This is a genomic window from Flavobacterium arcticum (genome assembly GCF_003344925.1).
In the GTDB taxonomy this organism is placed as follows: Bacteria; Bacteroidota; Bacteroidia; order Flavobacteriales; family Flavobacteriaceae; genus Flavobacterium; species Flavobacterium arcticum.
This window is the reverse complement of sequence record NZ_CP031188.1, coordinates 1,905,001-1,925,023: the sequence shown is the minus strand read 5'-3', so window position 1 is coordinate 1,925,023 and position 20,023 is coordinate 1,905,001. Positions and strand designations below refer to the sequence as shown.

At 33.8% G+C, this 20,023-nt stretch carries 15 protein-coding genes and 1 other RNA gene (1 of these 16 cut by a window edge); 5 read left to right on the top strand and 11 right to left on the bottom strand.

Annotated elements, in window-relative coordinates; genetic code table 11:
- Positions 1-11: 11 nt before the first annotated feature.
- An RNA gene (gene ffs, locus DVK85_RS08670) (signal recognition particle sRNA small type) lies at positions 12-109 on the bottom strand.
- 88 nt (positions 110-197) lie between these two features.
- Between ffs and DVK85_RS08665 the strand changes: the two genes are divergently transcribed.
- Complete coding sequence (locus DVK85_RS08665; protein ID WP_114679023.1) at positions 198-1,250, top strand: glutaminyl-peptide cyclotransferase; 1,053 nt, start codon at positions 198-200, stop codon at positions 1,248-1,250.
- Between the two features lie 322 nt (positions 1,251-1,572).
- Here DVK85_RS08665 and DVK85_RS08655 read toward each other — a convergent pair whose 3' ends face one another.
- Together DVK85_RS08655 and rpsA are read right to left on the bottom strand one after the other, a co-directional pair.
- Entirely contained in the window at positions 1,573-2,781 is a 1,209-nt protein-coding gene (locus DVK85_RS08655; protein WP_114678053.1) for a retropepsin-like aspartic protease, read from the bottom strand.
- 156 nt (positions 2,782-2,937) lie between these two features.
- Positions 2,938-4,704 carry a 30S ribosomal protein S1 gene (rpsA, locus tag DVK85_RS08650; protein ID WP_114678052.1) on the bottom strand — a complete coding sequence of 589 codons (1,767 nt, stop codon included), beginning with the start codon at positions 4,702-4,704 and terminating at the stop codon, positions 2,938-2,940.
- A 329-nt stretch (positions 4,705-5,033) separates the two neighbouring features.
- Here rpsA and DVK85_RS08645 point away from each other — a divergent pair, with 329 nt between their 5' ends.
- Complete coding sequence (locus DVK85_RS08645; protein WP_114678051.1) at positions 5,034-8,339, top strand: T9SS type B sorting domain-containing protein; 3,306 nt, start codon at positions 5,034-5,036, stop codon at positions 8,337-8,339.
- A 78-nt stretch (positions 8,340-8,417) separates the two neighbouring features.
- On the opposite strand, the gene DVK85_RS08640 is transcribed toward DVK85_RS08645, so the two are convergent.
- From DVK85_RS08640 to DVK85_RS08605, 8 genes are all read right to left on the bottom strand, one after another.
- On the bottom strand, positions 8,418-9,791 hold the full coding sequence (locus DVK85_RS08640) for a nucleoside permease (RefSeq protein ID WP_114678050.1): 1,374 nt from the start codon (positions 9,789-9,791) through the stop codon (positions 8,418-8,420).
- 87 nt (positions 9,792-9,878) lie between these two features.
- Positions 9,879-10,565 (bottom strand): (d)CMP kinase, encoded by a 687-nt coding sequence (gene cmk, locus DVK85_RS08635; RefSeq protein WP_114678049.1) that lies wholly within the window; start codon positions 10,563-10,565, stop codon positions 9,879-9,881.
- An 8-nt stretch (positions 10,566-10,573) separates the two neighbouring features.
- Entirely contained in the window at positions 10,574-11,593 is a 1,020-nt protein-coding gene (porQ, locus tag DVK85_RS08630) for a type IX secretion system protein PorQ (RefSeq protein ID WP_114679022.1), read from the bottom strand.
- 114 nt (positions 11,594-11,707) lie between these two features.
- Complete coding sequence (gene lon / locus DVK85_RS08625; protein ID WP_114678048.1) at positions 11,708-14,158, bottom strand: endopeptidase La; 2,451 nt, start codon at positions 14,156-14,158, stop codon at positions 11,708-11,710.
- 193 nt (positions 14,159-14,351) lie between these two features.
- Entirely contained in the window at positions 14,352-15,626 is a 1,275-nt protein-coding gene (locus DVK85_RS08620; protein ID WP_127960575.1) for a DUF6252 family protein, read from the bottom strand.
- A 51-nt stretch (positions 15,627-15,677) separates the two neighbouring features.
- Entirely contained in the window at positions 15,678-16,994 is a 1,317-nt protein-coding gene (locus tag DVK85_RS08615) for an MFS transporter (RefSeq protein ID WP_114678046.1), read from the bottom strand.
- Positions 16,995-17,092: 98 nt separating this feature from the next.
- Positions 17,093-17,908 (bottom strand): M48 family metallopeptidase, encoded by an 816-nt coding sequence (locus tag DVK85_RS08610; protein WP_114678045.1) that lies wholly within the window; start codon positions 17,906-17,908, stop codon positions 17,093-17,095.
- 107 nt (positions 17,909-18,015) lie between these two features.
- On the bottom strand, positions 18,016-18,360 hold the full coding sequence (locus DVK85_RS08605; protein ID WP_114678044.1) for a DUF1801 domain-containing protein: 345 nt from the start codon (positions 18,358-18,360) through the stop codon (positions 18,016-18,018).
- Positions 18,361-18,441: 81 nt separating this feature from the next.
- Between DVK85_RS08605 and DVK85_RS08600 the strand changes: the two genes are divergently transcribed.
- The 3 genes in view from DVK85_RS08600 to msrB (DVK85_RS08590) are tightly spaced (at most 10 nt apart) and all read left to right on the top strand, a layout consistent with a single transcriptional unit that may run on beyond the window.
- On the top strand, positions 18,442-19,305 hold the full coding sequence (locus tag DVK85_RS08600; protein ID WP_114678043.1) for an alpha/beta fold hydrolase: 864 nt from the start codon (positions 18,442-18,444) through the stop codon (positions 19,303-19,305).
- Entirely contained in the window at positions 19,302-19,832 is a 531-nt protein-coding gene (gene msrB / locus DVK85_RS08595) for a peptide-methionine (R)-S-oxide reductase MsrB (protein WP_114678042.1), read from the top strand. Before DVK85_RS08600 ends, msrB (DVK85_RS08595) begins: the two co-directional genes overlap by 4 nt.
- A gap of 10 nt (positions 19,833-19,842) precedes the next feature.
- A protein-coding gene (msrB, locus tag DVK85_RS08590) for a peptide-methionine (R)-S-oxide reductase MsrB (RefSeq protein ID WP_114678041.1) crosses the window boundary here: on the top strand, positions 19,843-20,023 show its 5' portion. Its footprint extends 212 nt past the window's final position; 181 of the gene's 393 nt are visible here — the first part of the coding sequence; it begins with the start codon at positions 19,843-19,845; its stop codon lies off the right edge, out of view.

Below are 20,023 nucleotides of genomic sequence, written 5' to 3'. Positions count from 1 at the left end.
TTAAATAAAAAAGTGGCAAGCGACCTACATCGCACCGCTACAACCGCATACCTTTGCTGTGTTCCCACCCTGGAGGATTCTGCAGGAGCTGGTCGTGTAGGACTTGCCGATGCAAAGATACATTAATTTTATATTTTTGCAAGGCAATTGTGTGTTAGAAAATACAATTGTATATTGCCTTAACTATTAATAACACTATGAAAACACTTAAAGCATTAGCTTTCATTTCGTTGACTGTAGCACTACAATCATGTGGCGATGACGATAAAAATAAAAATAATTTATTTCGCATCGATACTTCGGATATGAAACAGCAATATCAGCCACAAGATCCACTTAATTTATCGTTGGTAAACGAAAAAAAGAAAGAAATTGACTCTGTTGTATATTATATAAATGATGTAAGAGAAGGTGCTGTAAAAGGCAACGAAAAACTAAAAGTATCATTAGAAGGGCAAAAATTTGGCTATCAAAACCTGAAAGCTCTTGTTTTTTATGACGGTAATAATGCCGAAACTGAAGGCAGAATAGAGCTTACATCTGGCATAGAGCCAAAACTATTACAATATGAAATTGTAAATACTTACCCGCATGATATACACGCTTACACTCAAGGCTTAGAGTTTTATCGCGATACACTTTTTGAAGGTACAGGTCAGTACAAACACTCAAGCTTACGCAAAGTAAACTACAAAACAGGAGAGGTATATAAAGAAGTAAAGCAGGAAAATAAATACTTTGGTGAAGGTATTACCGTACTTAACAATAAAGTATATCAGCTCACTTGGAGAGAGACTACAGGGTTCATATACAGTGCTGACACGTTTGAAAAAATAAAGGAATTTACTTACTTTAAAAAAATTGAAGGCTGGGGACTTACTAACGATGGTAAGTACTTATACCAAAGTGATGGTACCGAAAAAATATGGAAACTTGACCCTGAGACAATGGAAGAAGCCGATTATGTAAATGTATATACTAAAAACAGTAAAATTAAAGCAGTTAACGAGCTAGAATGGATAGAGGGTAAAATATATGGTAACGTATACCAAAAAGATGCTGTAGCGGTTATAAACCCTACTACAGGTGCTGTTGAGGCTATAATTGACTTCTCTCAATTAAAAAAACTGGTTACTAAACACCCAAAACTAGATGTACTGAATGGTATAGCTTATAACCCTAAAACAAAAACTATTTTTGTAACAGGTAAAAACTGGGACAAAATGTTTGAGATAAAAATAAAGGAATAGTTTTTTCACTACTTATTATAAAAAAGCCTGCATTTGCAGGCTTTTTTTATTCTTCTATTTCTGTATTTCGATTGCGTCGAATTTCAATTCTATCTTTTAGCATTATAAAATAAAATATCAAAATAGGAGTAATAGCAATAATTTTCATCAATATTAGACTTATACCCCTCTCCATTTCGCTTTTTTCGAGTATAATTTGACCTATCGTTCCGAAACTAAATACTAGCAAAAATAATTGTAAGCTTCGCTTAAGAATATGAATAATGATTATATAAAAGTAATTCATATTGGATATATTTTTCAACTCTTATGGGGATATAAATTAATACTCTGAATCCAGCAAATGATTCGGCTTTAAATATACTTGAAAATTTTGTAAATCAATAATAGCATTAAATCGTTTAAGCAAATTGTTTCCTAAAATATCATTGTGTTCAATCCCTTCAGGATCTCTTTCATAAATAGTTAATGGTACATTTAAAAGCTCAAATTCATTAAATTCCAGTTTTGGCAAAATAAAATCGTTTAACTTCCATTCAATTCCAGTACTTCCTGAGGAAATAGAAGTTCCAACTTTTTCCATTGCACCATTCAAACCATTCTCTGAAGCAAATTTTTGACTTAATGAAAAACTTCCGTTAGACCCTGAATCGTATTCAAACCAGCCCGAACTCTTTTTATCTTTAACATTAATAGTCCCTTTTATATAGGGAACATTACCAATCATTTTTGTTTCAATTTTTGAATAACCTTTAGGAATAGTAACGATTGATTTATGTATAATTAAAAGACTTTTTTCATAATCAATTTCCAATATTTTATTCTCAAAAGCTATCCATCCTAATACGCCGTCAAAATTTGGTTCTTGATAATCTATAGAAAGAAGTTCAACATTATCCCAATTTAAACTTGCAATTTTTAATTCGTTAAAAGAACTTGTTGCAATTGTTTCATAACCATCTGAACCTTCATTTTCCGTTGTCCCATCTAACTCTAGATTAACCTTATTTCCAATTAATTTAGAAACAATTACTATTGCATTTGCCCCTGTATCAAAAAGAAAATCAAGTGGTTCAGAATTATTAATTTTACCCCTTAAATGAATTCCATGGTCACTACCTAAAGTAAAAGCAATAGTATCTGTTATAGATTTCCTACTCTTATCATCATAATAATATTCCAATATTCTTTTTTGAGGTATAGATGCTTCTTTTAAAATATCTGTATTTATTCGTGTAAATGCTTTTTCATTTTTATATTGAATTACAAAATCATAGTTATTATTTGGTGTTACATCAAAAGTAAGTGTATCAATATCTGAAATAAAACTCACTTTTTTTTCACCCTTAAATTTGCGAGTTATAAACTCATCTAATTCAACTTCTGGTGATATTGTCCATACTTTATCATGAACTTCATTACCTTCTTTTATACTAATAACTTTTAAAGTTGTTTTTAAAACAGGTAGCTTATCCTGACTTGAACAACCTGATAGTATTACAATTAATGCTAAGTAAATTATAGTCCTCATATATCTTAATTTTTTAAATTCTTAATACAACTATATAAAGACACTTGTTCGTACAGATTGTTACACAATATTCTTACTTCTTTAAAATTTAAAGAAATATAAACAAAAAGCCCTCACAATTGTGAGGGCTTCTTTATATCTAAAAATGAATTAGGATTAGTTACCTCCTTTTTCCATTTTTTCTTTTAATGCTGCAAGTGCATCGATATCACCAAGAGTGGTTTTCTCTGCGTTGTTTGCATTGCTGTTAGACTCTTGTGCAGCCTTAACATTTTTAACTTCTTCATCTTTAAAAGTTGCAGTATGCGAAGCAACTACTCTTTTAAATTCTTTATTGAATTCGATTACTTTGAAGTCAGCAACATCATCTTTCTTAAGTTTTTTACCGTCTTCTTTCTCTAAGTGTCTTGTTGGTATAAACGCAACAATATCTTCGTTAAATTCAACAGTAGCACCTTTATCAACAATCTCAGCTATAGTTCCGTTATGTACAGTACCTAAACCGAAAGAGTCTTCATACTTATCCCAAGGGTTAGCCTGAGTTTGTTTGTGACCAAGAGATAGTTTACGTCCGTCAACATCAAGTTCAAGAACTACAACATCTAGACTATCACCAACATTTACAAATTCACTTGGGTGTTTAATTTTCTTAGTCCAAGAAAGGTCAGAGATGTAAATTAATCCATCGATACCTTCTTCTAGCTCTACGAATATACCAAAGTTTGTAAAGTTTCTTACAATACCTGAATGTTTAGAACCTACAGGATATTTAGTAGTAATATCAGTCCAAGGATCTTGAGAAAGTTGTTTGATACCTAATGACATCTTACGGTCATCTCTGTCTAGAGTAAGTATTTGAGCTTCTACCTCATCTCCTACTTTCACAAAATCTTGTGCAGATCTTAAGTGAGTAGACCAAGACATTTCAGAAACGTGGATAAGACCTTCAACACCTTCAGCAACTTCGATAAATGCACCGTAATCTGCAATCACAACTACTTTACCTTTAACTTTATCACCAACAGCTAGGTTAGCATCTAGTGCATCCCATGGGTGAGCGTTAAGTTGTTTAAGACCCAGTTGAATTCTTGTTTTCTCGTCATCAAAGTCAAGAATAACAACATTAAGTTTTTGGTCAAGCTCAAGAACTTCACTTGGGTGGTTAATACGACTCCAAGAAAGGTCAGTAATGTGGATAAGTCCATCAACACCTCCAAGGTCAATAAACACACCATAAGAAGTAATGTTTTTAACAACACCTTCAAGTACTTGTCCTTTTTCAAGCTGCCCAATAATTTCTTTTTTCTGTATCTCGATATCAGCTTCAATAAGCGCTTTATGAGAAACTACTACATTTTTAAATTCATGGTTGATTTTCACAACTTTGAATTCCATAGTTTTATTTACATACTGGTCGTAATCTCTAATAGGCTTAACATCTATTTGAGAACCTGGAAGGAATGCTTCAATACCAAATACGTCAACGATCATACCACCTTTAGTTCTGCATTTTACAAAACCATTAACGATTTCTCCTGTTTCGTTAGCACTGATAACTCTATCCCACGCCTTAATAGTACGTGCTTTTTTGTGAGAAAGTACAAGTTGCCCTGACTTATCTTCACGAATATCTATAAGTACTTCTACTTTATCTCCAACTTTAAGACCTGGATTGTAACGGAATTCGTTAAGTGATATTACACCTTCCGATTTTGCGTTAATATCTACAATAGCATCTCTGTCAGTAATTCTTACAACAGTACCATCAACTACCTCATCACTGTCAGTGTCAATAAAAGTTTTTTCAACTAGATCTTCGAATTCTTTCAGGTGAGTTGAATCTACTGGATCAATACCTTCTTCGAAGTTATGCCAGTTAAATTCTGCTAAAAATTCTTCTTGTGTTTTTGTTTCTTCAGACATTGCTGATATAAAATTTGTATTCTGTGTTGTTCTTAGGTTTCGTTAGCAGCAAGAAAACAACAGAAGTGTTTTACATAAAATATTTAACCCCTAATGGAAACCGTATCTGCCAAAAGGAGTGCAAAAATAATACTATTTTTTTGATTTACAAACAAATATCTCACCTTTTACTTATTATAATAGTTTCATATTTGTTTGTAAGTTATTAAAGGCTAAATATCTAACTTTTAATTCTAAATAAATTAACATAGTATTTATGTAATTTTTTTTAATTACATTAGTCCACTGGAAAAAAACTTGAAATTAAGCTAATAAACTTAATTTTTGCTATGACATTATTTAACTTACCAACAGGATCATCAAAAGATCGTGCATATAGGCTATACAAGCTATGTACTATTCTCCTATTGGCTTTTTTACCTTGCTATACCATTAATGCGCAAGATTTTAACCTTTCTGTTACTGTTACTAATGAAACCTGTCCAGGAAACGGACAATTATCTTTTACTGTAGCCAATGCGGCAGATACTCCACCCGTTAATTATCAAGTATTTTTATTACCCAACACTACAACGCCTATATATAATAATACTACCCCTAGTGTTACTAGCTTAACAGATGGTACTTATCTTGTTATTGCCACACAAACCAATAATGGCAATACTAATACTGATCAAGAAGAAGTAATTATTGAAGACGAAACCAGCCCATTATTATATAATGTAATAAGTAGTAGCACCGTTTGTGGCGATGATGGAGTTATTACTATAAATGTAACACAGGGTAACCCGCAAACCTATGAAATACTTACAGGCCCTACTACTGCAGGCGCTCAAACATCTAATATATTTGAGAACCTACCCGCAGGTACTTATACTGTAAGAGTTATAGACAATTGTGGCGAAGGTATTGTTAAGGCACACACACTATTATCTACTGAGCCTGTCATGATAATAAGTGCCACAGGTTTCCCTGATACCGAATTACCTGCATGCGACCTTATAACTGCTAGTCATAATGTAAGCCCAGAAAACCCAGACATACCACTAGCAATACCATTATCTGTTACTTATACCGTTTACCCTGTAGGAGGAGGAGACCCAATAATATATATTCAAACAGCTACTGGCGACCCTTTAGGCTTTAGTATCGAACAAATAATACCTTTTTATTATGATACAGATTATTATTACGATTTAGAAATTATAGATAACTGCGGAACAGTATATACACAACCTAATAATTTAGTTCGTCAAAAACTTACTGTAACTGCAGGGTTTGACGATGCTGGTTGTGGAGAAAAATTTTTAATAATTGATATCTATAAATATGTAGGTCCCTGTAGTATAGTCTTTATTGAACATCCTGAAGAATTTGACCCCAATACTTTTAATGCAGCACATCCAGAACCCTTTATTGAAAACCATGCTGATTATGGTGGAGAAGGTAACCCTGTACCCTATGGTATTTATGAGTTTACAGTATCTGATGATGGGTGTGGACGTAGTACCACAATAACATTAGAACTTGAAGACATAGAGATTGAAGCAATATCGAGTGAAAGAAATAATGATTGTGAAAACAATTTAGGAAGTACTGAAATAGTAGTAGCCGATTTTGCACTAGTAGGAGGTAGTATAACAAGTGTATCTAATGGTTTTGACGAAGCACTTTTATACGACCTCTCAAACTATATAAATGACGATGATAATGTAGAAGTAGGTGGCTTACCTCCAGGAACATATCAATTTGAAGTAATAGACGATTGCGGTAATGTATACCCTATAGAAGTTGTAATACCAGAATTTGCAGCATCTGGACTGTCATCCTTTACCCGCCCAGACTGTACAGAGGGCAAAGGATCTATAATGCTCACTAGTGGTTATTCGTTATCAACAGTAACCATGACAGTAGCACCACCAGAGTTTGAAGAAACAATCCCTTTTGATGTTTCTGAATATATTGCAGATGATGGCTCTTTATATATGGATAACCTCACTTCTGGAAACTACACTTTTACTGCCACTACCAACTGTAGTACAGATCTTAGCACTAATGCAGTTATTACAGGGTATGAAATAATATCTAACAATATTCAAGAAACGCGCCATTGTGGTGCATTTGATATTACACTAGCTCATAATAGTAACGGGGTAGCCTTTGTGAAATTTTGGCTACAAAAACTACTTGACCCTGATACAGATACTTGGGGGCATCCAACATCAAATGTTATCTATGAAGAAGGTAATCTAGGTACTATAAACTCTTTAGAGTTAATAAACAATACTACAACATATAACCTAATTAATACTGGTAGTTTTAGAATTATTAAATCATTTCGCTCTTTTGGTAGTGGTGTAGATAGTAAAACATGTATTGAAATATTATATGATTTTGAATTTTATGACGATCTAAATATAACTAATATAAAAAGTCTTACCTGCTCTGGCGATGTTGCTGATGTAGAAATAACAGCCGTTGGTGTAGAACCTCTTACTTATAAAATAATTAGTAAAAACGGTGATACTAGTTTTTTAATTGATAATGGTACTAACAATATATTTGCGGGGCTCGAATCGGCAATTTATGAAGTACGAGTAGATGACCCCTGCGGAAATTTTGACACACAACCTTTTAATGTAGCCGATCTTCCTTCGTTAGTAACTGCAACAGCTCCATCTGATATTGAAGTGTGTGACGAAAATGACGATACTATCGAAACGTTTGACCTAAGTGAACATAATAATACTATACTTGACGGGCAAAGTCTTGATGATGTTACACTAACTTACCATAATTCTTATAATGATGCCGATCTTGGTATTAATCCCATACCTAATGATTATACCGCAAGCATAGGAATAGCACAAATTTTTGCACGAGTTGTGTATAATGATAATGAAGAATGTATAGCCCTAACATCTTTTAAAATAATTGTACGTGCTATACCCGAATTACAAATGAAAGAAATATGGTCGGCTTGCGAAGACGAAAATATAATGGTTACTGCCGATGCTGGTTATGATAGTTATTCATGGTCTAATGGAGCCGAAACACGAAGTATAACCGTTATTGAAGAAGGAGAATATACTGTAACCGTAACAAACCAATATGGGTGCGAAACCAGCAAAACAATAACTGTAGTAAACTCGCAAGCACCACAAATAAGCGAAGTTAACATTGAAGACTGGACTGATAATGATAACGTGATAACCGTTATACTGGAAAACACTACAGGTGCAGAAGATTTTGAATATTCATTAAATGGGATAACCTATCAGGACAGCAATACTTTTACAGGATTAGAGCCTGGGCAATATAATGTATATGTGCGCGACAAGTATAATTGCGGAATAGATACCGAAGAAACATTCTTGCTAACCTATCCTAAATTTTTCACTCCAAACGGCGATGGTGTAAATGAGACATGGCGCATAAAATTTTCTACCGTAGAACCTAATATGTATGTGTATATTTTTGATCGTTATGGCAAAATAATAACAGGTTTTGGCGCTAACAGTAACGGTTGGGACGGAACATATAATGGAGCGCGCCTCCCATCTACCGATTATTGGTTTATAGTAATACGCGAAAATGGTAAAGAATATAAAGGACACTTTTCTATGATACGCTAGTTAATTAATAGCGAACCTAAAAACAGTACGCCCGAAGCAAATGCTTCGGGCGTACTGTTTTTGAACAACTAATTATAATTAATGACTAACAGCCTCTACAGCTTTAGGATCGTGTTTATGTTTAAACAATATAGCAAACGCAATAGCGATTACCAAAGCATATAGTGCAAACGACAACCATATATTGTGCCAGTCTTTCATCATTATCACATTACTAAAAGTACCATCTGCGGCAACCTCAACACCATTTTCTTTTACAAATTCAAGCATTTTTGGGTTTGAAGTTTCTGTTTCTAAAAATTGAGATAAATTTTCTGTACTAGTAAATGATTTAGTAAAATATTTATCAATCATCCATCCTGACGTAAAACTTCCTAATATCGCTCCAAAACCATTGGTCATCATCATAAATAAACCTTGCGCCGAAGAACGGATTTTAGCAGAAGTAGTTGTTTCTATAAATAGTGAGCCAGAAATATTGAAAAAATCGAAAGCCATGCCATATACAACACATGAAAGTACAATCATCCACAATCCTGTAACAGGGTCGCCATAAGCAAATAACGCAAAGCGTAATACCCAAGCTAACATACTAATAAGCATTACTTGCTTAATACCAAAGCGCTTTAAGAAAAAAGGAATAGCAAGTATAAACAAGGTTTCTGATACTTGAGATATAGACATTATAATAGTAGAATATTCTACTACAAAAGAATCAGCATATTTAGGGAAAAATTTAAATTCATCTAAAAAAACATCGCCATAAGCATTGGTTAGCTGTAAGGCTGCCCCAAGAAACATAGAGAATATTAAAAACAAAGCTATTTTATATACCCCAAAAAGTTTAAATGCTTCTAAGCCTAATGCTTCAGATAACGAAGCATCAGTTTTAGTATTCTGTGGTTTACATTTTGGTAAGGTAAAGGCATATAACCCTAACCCTATAGCAGCAAGCCCAGCAATGTAAAATTGATAATCAGTAGCTTTATTACCTGTTAAGTTAGTAATCCACATAGCTGCAATAAAACCTATAGTACCCCAAACTCGTATGGGTGGAAAAGATTTTACTACATCATAATCATTATTTTTGAGTGCATTATAAGATATAGAATTGCTAAGTGCAATAGTAGGCATATAAAAACACATGGCTACAAGCATTATATATATAAAAGTAGTAGGATCATTTACCTGCGGAAGGTAAAATAATATCGCTGCATATAAAAGATGTAGTATTCCATAAAGTTTCTCGGCATTTACCCATCTGTCGGCTATAATACCTGTAAGCGTAGGCATAAATATAGAAGCAATACCCATAGTGCCAAACACTAAACCAAACTGAGTGCCTTCCCATTGTTTTGTACCGAACCAGTAATTAGCAATGGTTATAAGCCAAGCTCCCCATACAAAAAACTGAAGAAAACTCATGGCAACGAGGCGGTTTTTAATCCCCATAAAAAGCTATAGTTAAATTAACGTTTTATTAACGGTGGTAAAACTATCAATAAAATTTGATTTTTAAAGTAATGATGCGTTAAAAGTTTAGCATACATCCGCAACAAGTCGCAGTACTTTGTCAAATTGTTCTTGTATTGTAAGTTTAGAGTTATCTATTGCTATCGCATCATCTGCTTTTACTAATGGAGAATCTTCTCTACTAGAATCTATACGATCGCGCTCTTCTACATTTTTTAACACCTGCTCATAAGTTACAGTATCTCCTTTTGCTATAAGCTCATCATAGCGCCTTTGTGCACGGGTTATAGCACTAGCCGTCATATAGAGCTTTAACTCTGCATTAGGGAACACAACAGTACCTATGTCGCGACCATCCATAACAACTCCTTTATCAGCTCCCATTTCTTGCTGTTGTTCCACTAATTTCGCTCTTACTTCAGATACTTCGGCAACACGGCTCACTTTATTAGAAACCTCTAGTGTGCGTATTACTTTTTCTACATTTTCACCATTAAGATACATTTCGGCAAAACCCAATTCAGAATTAAAAGAAAAACGAAGATTAATATTTGGTAAGTCTTTTATTAATGCTGTTTTATCAAAATGAGTATCATCTATATATCCTTTTTGCATGGCATAGTAAGTAACAGCACGATACATAGCACCAGTATCTACATATACATAACCAAGGTGTTTTGCTAGTTGCTTAGCAAGAGTACTTTTTCCTGTAGAAGAAAAGCCGTCTATGGCAATAGTAATTTTTTTATCCAAAACTATCTTTATTGAAGGTTTATCATTAATCCGAATAAGCTAGTATTAGCAGCAAGCGTATATCTAGAATAAGAATAATCAAATCGCATATTATTAAATCGTAATCCCATACCAACAGAGATGCCCGAAAAATTTCGTTGTTCTTCTATTCGTAACTCTTCTCCTCTTCTAAAATTATAACCTACTCTAAGATTAAAACTCTTCCCAGGGAAAAGTTCTGCACCCATAATAAGGTGACGCAAAGCATTATTTACAAAAGATACTTTTTCTTCCTCGGTGCTACCATCTATACTTTGTTCTGCTCGGTTTGGATTAGAAAAAGCAATATTCCATTGCTGTAAGTTCTCTAAGGTTATGTGCCAACGTATTGGTACATTTTCTACTTCTTGCGATATACCTGCTATAATTTCTAACGGTAATTTCTCTTGAAGTCCTGCATAAGTAGTAAACTGTGTACCCACATTACGTATAGCAAGAGCGATATTAATATCATTATCTTCATCTATGTATAATGCTCCTAAGTCTATAGCTCCTCCGAAAGAATTATAACTCTCTAATGTAGAAGATATCATTTTGGCATTAGCTCCTACATAAATATCTGTCCATGGTATATTATAGGCATAACCAAAAGAAAGTGCTATTTCGCTTCCTGTAAAATCACCTGTTAATAGTCCTGCTTCATCTCGTCCTTCAAAAGTACCATAGTTTACATAGCTTACTCCAGCATGAAAAGTTTGTACGTGTCTATCGTAGGTATAAGCATAAGCTGCTGTACCATAAGTAACCTCGCCAAAATAACTACCATAGTTTACAGAAAGATGATTATCCATCTCAGGATTTATAGTTGCAGGGTTATATATTGCCTGATTTACATCATAATCATGAAGTGTAATAAGTTTTCCGCCTAGTGCTGCTTGACGCGGAGAGGTAACAAGGCTCAAAAACTGGTAAGTAGACTTCCCCCCTATCTGACTAAAAGACAAAGTACTAGTAAACAAAAGAAGATAAAGATAACCGTTTTTAAACATTGTTGTTACATACGTTTTGTGCATACTATAACGCAGGTGCGAAGATATTATTTTTTATATAAAAAAACGGCTAATAAATTTTAGCCGTTTTACACATTAAATTGTATAAACACTTTACAGTGTTTTAGCATTCTTTACCGGTTCATCGGTTATAGCATACTTTATTACATCGCTCATCTCTTTCACATAATGAAAAGTAAGTCCTTGTAAGTATTCTTCTTTAATTTCATCAATATCGCGCTTATTATCTTCGCACAATAATATCTCTTTAATATTAGCTCGCTTTGCAGCCAATATTTTTTCTTTAATTCCACCAACAGGTAATACCTTACCTCTAAGAGTTATTTCGCCCGTCATTGCCATTTGCTTTTTAACCCTCTTTTGAGTGAACGATGATACTAATGAAGTAAGCATAGCAACACCTGCGCTAGGTCCATCTTTTGGTGTAGCGCCTTCTGGCACGTGTATGTGTACATTATAGCTAGACACAACCTCTGGACTTATACCTAATGATTCTGCATTAGCTTTAATATACTCTAATGCTATAGTGGCTGACTCTTTCATAACAGTACCTAAGTTACCCGTCATGGTCATAGTACCTTTACCTTTAGAAAGTATAGATTCTATAAAGAGAATATCACCACCAACACTTGTCCATGCTAACCCAGTTACTACTCCTGCAACATCGTTGTTTTCATACTTATCACGCTCCATTTTAGGTGCACCAAGAGCTTCTATAACATCTGCATCAGTCACCTTAACATTATATTCTTCTTCCATTGCTATAGCTTTTGCAATGTGGCGTATCATTTTGGCTATTTGTTTTTCAAGCCCTCGCACCCCCGACTCACGCGTATAACCTATAATTATTTTTTCGAGCTGTTTTTTACCAACACTAATATCTTTTGTAGTAAGTCCATGTTCTCTTATTTGTTTTGGCAATAAATGTTTCTTCGCTATTTCTGTTTTTTCTTCTATAGTATAGCCCGTCATATTAATAATTTCCATTCTGTCGCGAAGCGCAGGCTGTATGGTTGACATATTATTTGATGTAGCAATAAACATTACTTTAGAAAGGTCGAAACCAAGCTCTAGGAAATTATCATAAAACTCCGAATTTTGTTCAGGGTCTAATACTTCAAGTAGTGCAGATGATGGGTCGCCATTATGACCGCTTGATAGTTTATCTATTTCATCCAGCACAAAAACAGGGTTAGACGTACCTGCTTTTTTAATACTTTGTATAATTCTACCTGGCATAGCACCTATATAGGTCTTTCTATGTCCTCTTATTTCTGCTTCATCACGAAGTCCGCCTAGTGAAATACGGATATACTCTCTACCTAATGCTTCGGCTACAGATTTACCTATTGATGTTTTACCCACACCTGGTGGCCCATAAAGACATAATATAGGCGATTTCATATCGTTACGTAGCTTTAATACAGCAAGATATTCTATAATTCGACGTTTAACATCATCAAGACCATAATGATCTCTATGTAATACTTTTTCGGCACGCTTTAAGTCAAACTTATCTTTAGAAAAAGTACCCCAAGGTAAATCGAGCATCAGCTCTAGGTAATTTCGTTGTGTTGCATATTCTGCTACTTGCGGATTCATGCGCTGTAACTTAGAAAGCTCCTTCTCGAAATGAGATTTTGTTTTATCATTCCATTTTTTACCCTTACCTTTTTTACGCATTTCCTCAATCTCTTGATCATGCGACACACCACCCAGTTCTTCCTGAATAGTTTTCATTTGCTGATGCAAAAAGTATTCTTTCTGTTGTTGGTCAAGGTCAAAACGTACTTTACTTTGTATATCATTCTTAAGCTCCAATTTTTGCAGCTCAAGATTCATATGGCGTAAGGTTTCTAAAGCGCGAGCTTTAAGGTCATTTTTCACAAGTAATCCTTGTTTCTCTGCAACTGTAAGGTTCATGTTTGATGACACAAAATTGACAAGAAACGATTCGCTCTCTATATTTTTAATAGCAAAAGTAGCCTCGGTAGGAATATTAGGGCTTTCTTTTATTATTTGTATTGCTAAGTCTTTTATCGACTCTATAATTGTAGTAAACTCTACATCAGTTTTTTCGGGCTTTGTTTCGCTAACCTCATTAATGGTTGCCATTAAATAAGGCTGTTCTGTTGTAACAGTATCTATTTCGAAACGTTTTTTCCCCTGAATAATTACAGTAGTGTTCCCATCAGGCATTTTTAGCACGCGTAATATGCGTGCTACTGTACCTACAGTATTTATATCGGCTGCTGTAGGTTCTTCTACACTTTCGTCTTTTTGCGATACTACTCCAATTATTTTACCGCCTGCATTGGCATCATTTATCAGTTTTATCGACTTGTCTCTACCTGCCGTAATAGGTATTACCACCCCAGGGAACAGCACCATATTACGCAATGGTAATATAGGTAAAGTTTCGGGCAGTACCTCATTATTCATTTCCTCTTCATCTTCGGGTGTCATTAACGGAATTAATTCTGCATCGGTATCCAACTCCTGAAGTGACAGACTGTCAATATTTAATATTTTTTTATCAGACATCTTAATTTAAAGTCATTTTGTCATTAAACATTTATAAGGCAATACCTAAATGCCATTCAGCAATTTATTTATCTCCCTATATATCAGCAAAAAACAATGTTTCGCTCTATTTTTACGAGTAGTATCAGACAATGATTATGCCAATAAAAAAATCCGCCAATAGGCGGATTTTTATCTCATATAATATTATTTACTAATATTCAACGTTAAACGTACCGTTTGTTACAGTATGTACATTATTACCAGCCTCATCTTGTACAGTATATTCAAATGTACCAGATACCCAACCACCTGCTTTTTCTGTAATTGTTAATGTACCTGAAACTGCATTATACTCGACATCGTTATCATCAGTATAAGAAGCAGTTGGTGCACTGAAATTATCACCAGGAATAGAATAAACACCAACACCTAATGTACCTATAAAAAGATTTATTTCATGGTCTGCGCCTACACCAGCTATAGTAACTTGATTATTAACAGTACCTACAAGAAGGTCATCAATATAATCAACAGCTACACCATCTACAGTTGCCATGAATTCACTTTCATCAGTACCTTGACCTGTGGTATAAGGTATATTAGTAAATTGACCATTTGTAAATGATTTAGAATTACCTCCTAAATATCCTGTAAAACTAAAAGTACCTGAGATAGTTTGATTCGCTTCATCTATTTGAGTAATTGTAAGCTGAGCATCATTTTCTCCACCTCCAAAATCTATATTAGAATATACATTATCTTCATCACCATCAGATGAATAGCCAAAAAATAAATCTTCGTTGCTATATGTACCTACAGTTGTAGCATTTATTACCAAGGCTACATATTCGCCAGATGTACCTCTTGTTCCACCTATACTTATTAGCCCATTTCCTATTGTGCCAGCATAATTATCTGCTATATATGTTTCATCATCTATATCTACACTAAAAGAAGAATTTCCAGGGTTAGGGTTTGGATCAGTATCACTTGTAAAAGGTAAGTTTATAAAAATACCATTGGTAAACTCTACTGAAGGAAGGTTTTCGGAAGCATCAGACCAATAACCTGTAAAACTGAATGTACCACTTATAGTGTTATTTGTAGTATTTACTGCTGTAAATGTGACAGCACCTGATATATTAGTACCATCCATATTAGTATACTGGTTTCCTGAAATTCCAGGAGCATATGCTATAACTGAGGCACTATAAGTTCCCGCGGTAGTACCAGGAACAACAAGTGTAAAAACAGCACCGTCTGAAGCTCTTACGGCAGCAATAGTCGTTATACCATTCTCCATAACTACTGTAGTTGTAGTAGCTTGATAAGTTTGTTCGCTAAAATCTACCTGAAATGATGCTGGTTCTTCTACTTCTGGCTCATAATCTAAAAATACAGGATCTACAGGCTCTGTATCACAAGATATAAAACCTAGTGTAACTATTAATACTAATAATGTAGATAAACTCTTTATTCTTTTCATAACTATCATTTATATTTTCAATATTCAAATATAATAGAATATATTTAAACTCTAAGATTTTTTTAACACTCTTCTTAAAAGAAAAACACCAATAATAAAAAACAGTGTAAGAAATATTATCGAATATCGCATACTGCCAAAAATTTGGTCTATTGCTCCATAAAGTAGCATTCCTATAACGATACCTATCTTTTCTGTAACATCATAAAAACTAAAAAAAGAAGCTGTATCTTTTGTTTCGGGTAAAAATTTAGAATAAGTAGAACGCGAAAGCGACTGAATACCTCCCATAACAAGCCCTACAAAACCTGCCGTAATATAAAAGTGTATAGGTAGTGTTACAAAAAAAGCACAAACACATATTATTGCCCAAATAATATTAATGCTTATTAGTGTTTTTATATTACCGTATTTTGCTGATAATCGAGATGTAATAGTTGCTCCAGCTACAGCAACTAATTGTATAAGCAATATACTTACTATAAGTCCCATTTGTTTTCCTCCGTCATCGCCCCAAGCAATTTCTTCTGCACCAAAATAAGTAGCTACCAGCATAACGGTTTGTACCGCCATACTATAAACAAAAAAAGCTCCTAAATAACGTTTTAAGGTAATATTTAAACTTAACTCGCCCCATACTTTTCTCAGTTCTCTAAAACCATTAAGCATAACATCGCGAGTAACCTTATTTTTTTTATTTCCTTTTGGTAGATAGTAGTATGTATATTGACTAAAAAGTATCCACCATACCCCTACTGATACAAAAGAGATACGCATGGCTCGTATAGCAGGATGCTCTAACCCTTCAACTTCTTCTATACCAAAAGTGCTAGGAGACATAACCATTGCTAAATTAAATATCAATAAAAATACACTGCCTATATAGCCCATTGAATAGCCTTTGGCACTAATGGCATCTTGTTGATTTGGGAATGCAACATCTGGCAAGTAGGAATTATAAAAAACCAAACTACCCCAAAAACCAACCAACCCAAAAAAGTAACATACTAGACTCCAATATATATTTTCGAGACTAAACCAATATAGACCTATACATGATAATGCTCCTAAATAACAAAACAGTTTTAAAAACACTTTTTTATTACCTGAATAATCGGCAATACCCGAAAGTAAAGGCGATATAAAAGCGACAAGCAAAAATGCAAATGCAGTAACAAAACTAATTAATGCAGTAGCTTTTACAGAAGTACCAAAAACAGCTACATGTGTTTGCCCGTCAGGAAAAATAGCATCATAAAAAATAGGGAAAACTGCCGAAGCGATAACAAGACTATATACAGAGTTGGCCCAGTCATAAAAGGCCCATGCGTTTAGAAGTTTTTTACTTCCTTTTTCCAGTTGTGGCATAGTTGTTTGGTTTAAATAAAAAAAGCTGCCCTTGCAGGACAGCTAATATATGTATAATTCTTAAAATTAAAACTCAGCTTAAAAAAGTAAACTTAAATTTAAAACTTAACACCAAATTTAGCCGCTTCGGCTTTTGCATTAGGTATTTGTGATTTTATATTATTTATTCTTGTATTGCTTGACGGGTGAGTACTTAAAAATTCTGGCGGTGCGCTTCCTCCTGAATTAGCATCCATACGTTGCCAAAATGCTATAGCCTGCTCTGGATTATAACCTGCAATAGCCATAAGAATAAGCCCTATTTCATCAGCTTCATTTTCATGTTTTCTGCTAAAAGGTAACATCGCCCCATATTGGGTAGTAACGCCATAAGCTTGCTGATACAGTTGTTGTGCTGTTGTACTTTGTCCTGATGTAGCTGCTGCAACACCTGTAGCACCAAGCTGTTGTATAGTACTCGCACTCATACGCTGTGCACCATGATTTACAAGTGCGTGTGCTACTTCGTGCCCTAATACTGTTGCCAAACCTGCCTCATTTTGAGTAATAGGTAATATACCTGTATATACTACTATTTTACCCCCTGGCATACACCACGCATTCACAGCAGGGTCTTGAACTAAGTTATACTCCCAAGCATAACCATCTAAGTAACCTTTATATCCTTTTGCATTAAGGTATTTCTCAGCAGCATTTTTTATTTTTTGCCCTACGCTAACTACCATAGCTGACTGTGAAGTGCCTTTAACAACTTTATTTTCAGTTAAAAACTCGTCATATTGTTGAAAGGCTGTAGGAAATAGCTCGCTATTTGAAACAAAATTAAGGTCTTTTTTACCCGTAAACGGATTTGTTGTACAAGAAATTATTAGTAAAAATAAGACACACGAGATAATTATTACACTTTTATTCATAAGGCAGTTTATGTTAAATTTCGTTCAAAATTACTAAATTCATTCCATATGCAATTCAAAAATAAAGCTAATATAATTCTAAATTTAACATAATACATTTAACAATTTTAGCGATATAAATTAACCATTTGGGTTAAAACATTATTAATAACTTCAATATCAATATCTTCTTCAGGGTTTATTAATAGTATTTTCATTCTGGCACGTTTTTCAGTCAAAAGATTATCATGAATAACTCTACCTCCTTCTACGATACCTATATAAGGTAAACCATGTTTTTTATGTATCCACAGGTAACAACACATTTTACCATTATAAAGATAAAAAGGCATACCATATTTTAATTCTTCTGTAATAGCTTTGTCAAAATTAATAATGTAATCTCTTAAAAACAGTAAACATCCCTTTATTGGTTCTTCTTTAGTGAGAAAATAATTATCTATAGATCTCATAAATTATCTAGGTTAAAATATAGTTAATACGCTCAAAAATAAGAAAAAACCAGTAACTTCAATTTTAATTAAACGAATACAATGTCAAAGAAAAATAAAACAAAGCGACAATCTACAGAAATCCCTAAACCAATTATAGTTAGTGGTAAAATTTTGCAAACGTTATCTCCTACAATAGCGGCTAAATATGCTATGAAACTTTTTGTTACTCCCATGAAATTTAAACTCCCAAAAAGAGAAGAAGCTATGGAGCGCGAAAGTAAACAGGAATATCTAGAAATACCTTCATTAAACAAGAAAATAAGAGTATATCATTTAGGGGAAAGTGCTAAAAAAGTACTATTAGTACATGGCTGGAGTGGACGAGGTACGCAACTCTGGTCTATAGCAGGTGCATTATTAAAAAGTGGCTGTAGTACTATTAGCTTTGATGCACCTGCACATGGAAAATCGACAGGTAAAACCAGTGATATGACTGAGTTTATTGCTAGTATACATGAGCTAGATAAAAAATATGGTCCATTTGAATATGCAATTGGACACTCTTTAGGAGCTATGGCTTTACTAAATGCTATAAAGCAAGGACTTAAAGTAAAAAAAGCAGTTACTATTGGGAGTGGTGATATCATAGAAGATATTATGAATGATTTTACAAATAAGTTGGGCATGAATATTGCAACTTCCAAAATAATGATACAGCTATTCGAAAAAAAATTCGATACGACTATTAATAGTTATTCTGCCTATATAGCAGCTAAAGAGGTAAATATACCAGCAATCATTATTCATGATAAAAATGATAATGATGTACCTGTTACTGCAGCCCATCATATACATAAGAATTTGAAGAATTCAGAATTAATAATAACCGAAGGACTTGGGCATCGCAAAATTCTTGGTGATGATAAAGTAATTCATGAAATAATAAAATTTTTGCAGCTATGAAAAAAGTATTGATATTAGTTATCCTATTTTCCTTAACAGCTTGCCAAGGACAGGAAAATAAAAAAAAAATAAAACAGGAAGTGAAGCCCATAACTAAAAAAAATGATATGGCAAAAAACAGAAATTTTGAAGTTTATAAAACGGATGCTGAATGGCAAGCAGAATTAACTCCTGAGCAGTATGATATTTTACGGAATAAAGCTACCGAACGACCACATACAGGTGAGTATAATAATTTTTTTGAAAATGGAGTTTACGTTTGTGCTGCATGTGGTAATCCGCTATTCAAATCAGATACAAAATTTGACTCACATTGCGGATGGCCTTCCTTTGATCAAGCTATAAAAGGAGCGGTAGTATATGAACATGATAAAAGTTATGGAATGAATCGTACTGAGGTAATGTGTGCAAAATGTGGAAGTCATTTAGGTCATGTCTTTGATGATGGACCTAAAGAAACTACAGGCGAACGTTTTTGTACAAACTCTATATCTATTAAATTTATACCTGCCAAAACTAAAAAATAAGGAAATCCATATGAAAAGCTACACTATCGAAAAAACAGAAACTGAATGGAAAGAACAATTAGGTACTGAGCGCTATAAAGTATTACGTCAAAAAGGAACAGAACTTCCACATTCAGGTGAATATAACTTACATTTTGAAAAAGGAACTTATACTTGTGGCGCTTGTAATGAACCACTCTTTACCAGCGATT

Bases quoted from the DNA above. Each gene is read 5' to 3' on its own strand.
- DVK85_RS08665 (WP_114679023.1), top strand. From the start codon at position 198: ATGAAAACACTTAAAGCATTAGCTTTCATTTCGTTGACTGTAGCACTA.
- DVK85_RS08655 (WP_114678053.1), bottom strand. From the start codon at position 2,781: ATGAGGACTATAATTTACTTAGCATTAATTGTAATACTATCAGGTTGT.
- rpsA (WP_114678052.1), bottom strand. From the start codon at position 4,704: ATGTCTGAAGAAACAAAAACACAAGAAGAATTTTTAGCAGAATTTAAC.
- DVK85_RS08645 (WP_114678051.1), top strand. From the start codon at position 5,034: ATGACATTATTTAACTTACCAACAGGATCATCAAAAGATCGTGCATAT.
- DVK85_RS08640 (WP_114678050.1), bottom strand. From the start codon at position 9,791: ATGGGGATTAAAAACCGCCTCGTTGCCATGAGTTTTCTTCAGTTTTTT.
- porQ (WP_114679022.1), bottom strand. From the start codon at position 11,593: ATGTTTAAAAACGGTTATCTTTATCTTCTTTTGTTTACTAGTACTTTG.
- lon (WP_114678048.1), bottom strand. From the start codon at position 14,158: ATGTCTGATAAAAAAATATTAAATATTGACAGTCTGTCACTTCAGGAG.
- DVK85_RS08620 (WP_127960575.1), bottom strand. From the start codon at position 15,626: ATGAAAAGAATAAAGAGTTTATCTACATTATTAGTATTAATAGTTACA.
- DVK85_RS08615 (WP_114678046.1), bottom strand. From the start codon at position 16,994: ATGCCACAACTGGAAAAAGGAAGTAAAAAACTTCTAAACGCATGGGCC.
- DVK85_RS08610 (WP_114678045.1), bottom strand. From the start codon at position 17,908: ATGAATAAAAGTGTAATAATTATCTCGTGTGTCTTATTTTTACTAATA.
- DVK85_RS08605 (WP_114678044.1), bottom strand. From the start codon at position 18,360: ATGAGATCTATAGATAATTATTTTCTCACTAAAGAAGAACCAATAAAG.
- DVK85_RS08600 (WP_114678043.1), top strand. From the start codon at position 18,442: ATGTCAAAGAAAAATAAAACAAAGCGACAATCTACAGAAATCCCTAAA.
- msrB (WP_114678042.1), top strand. From the start codon at position 19,302: ATGAAAAAAGTATTGATATTAGTTATCCTATTTTCCTTAACAGCTTGC.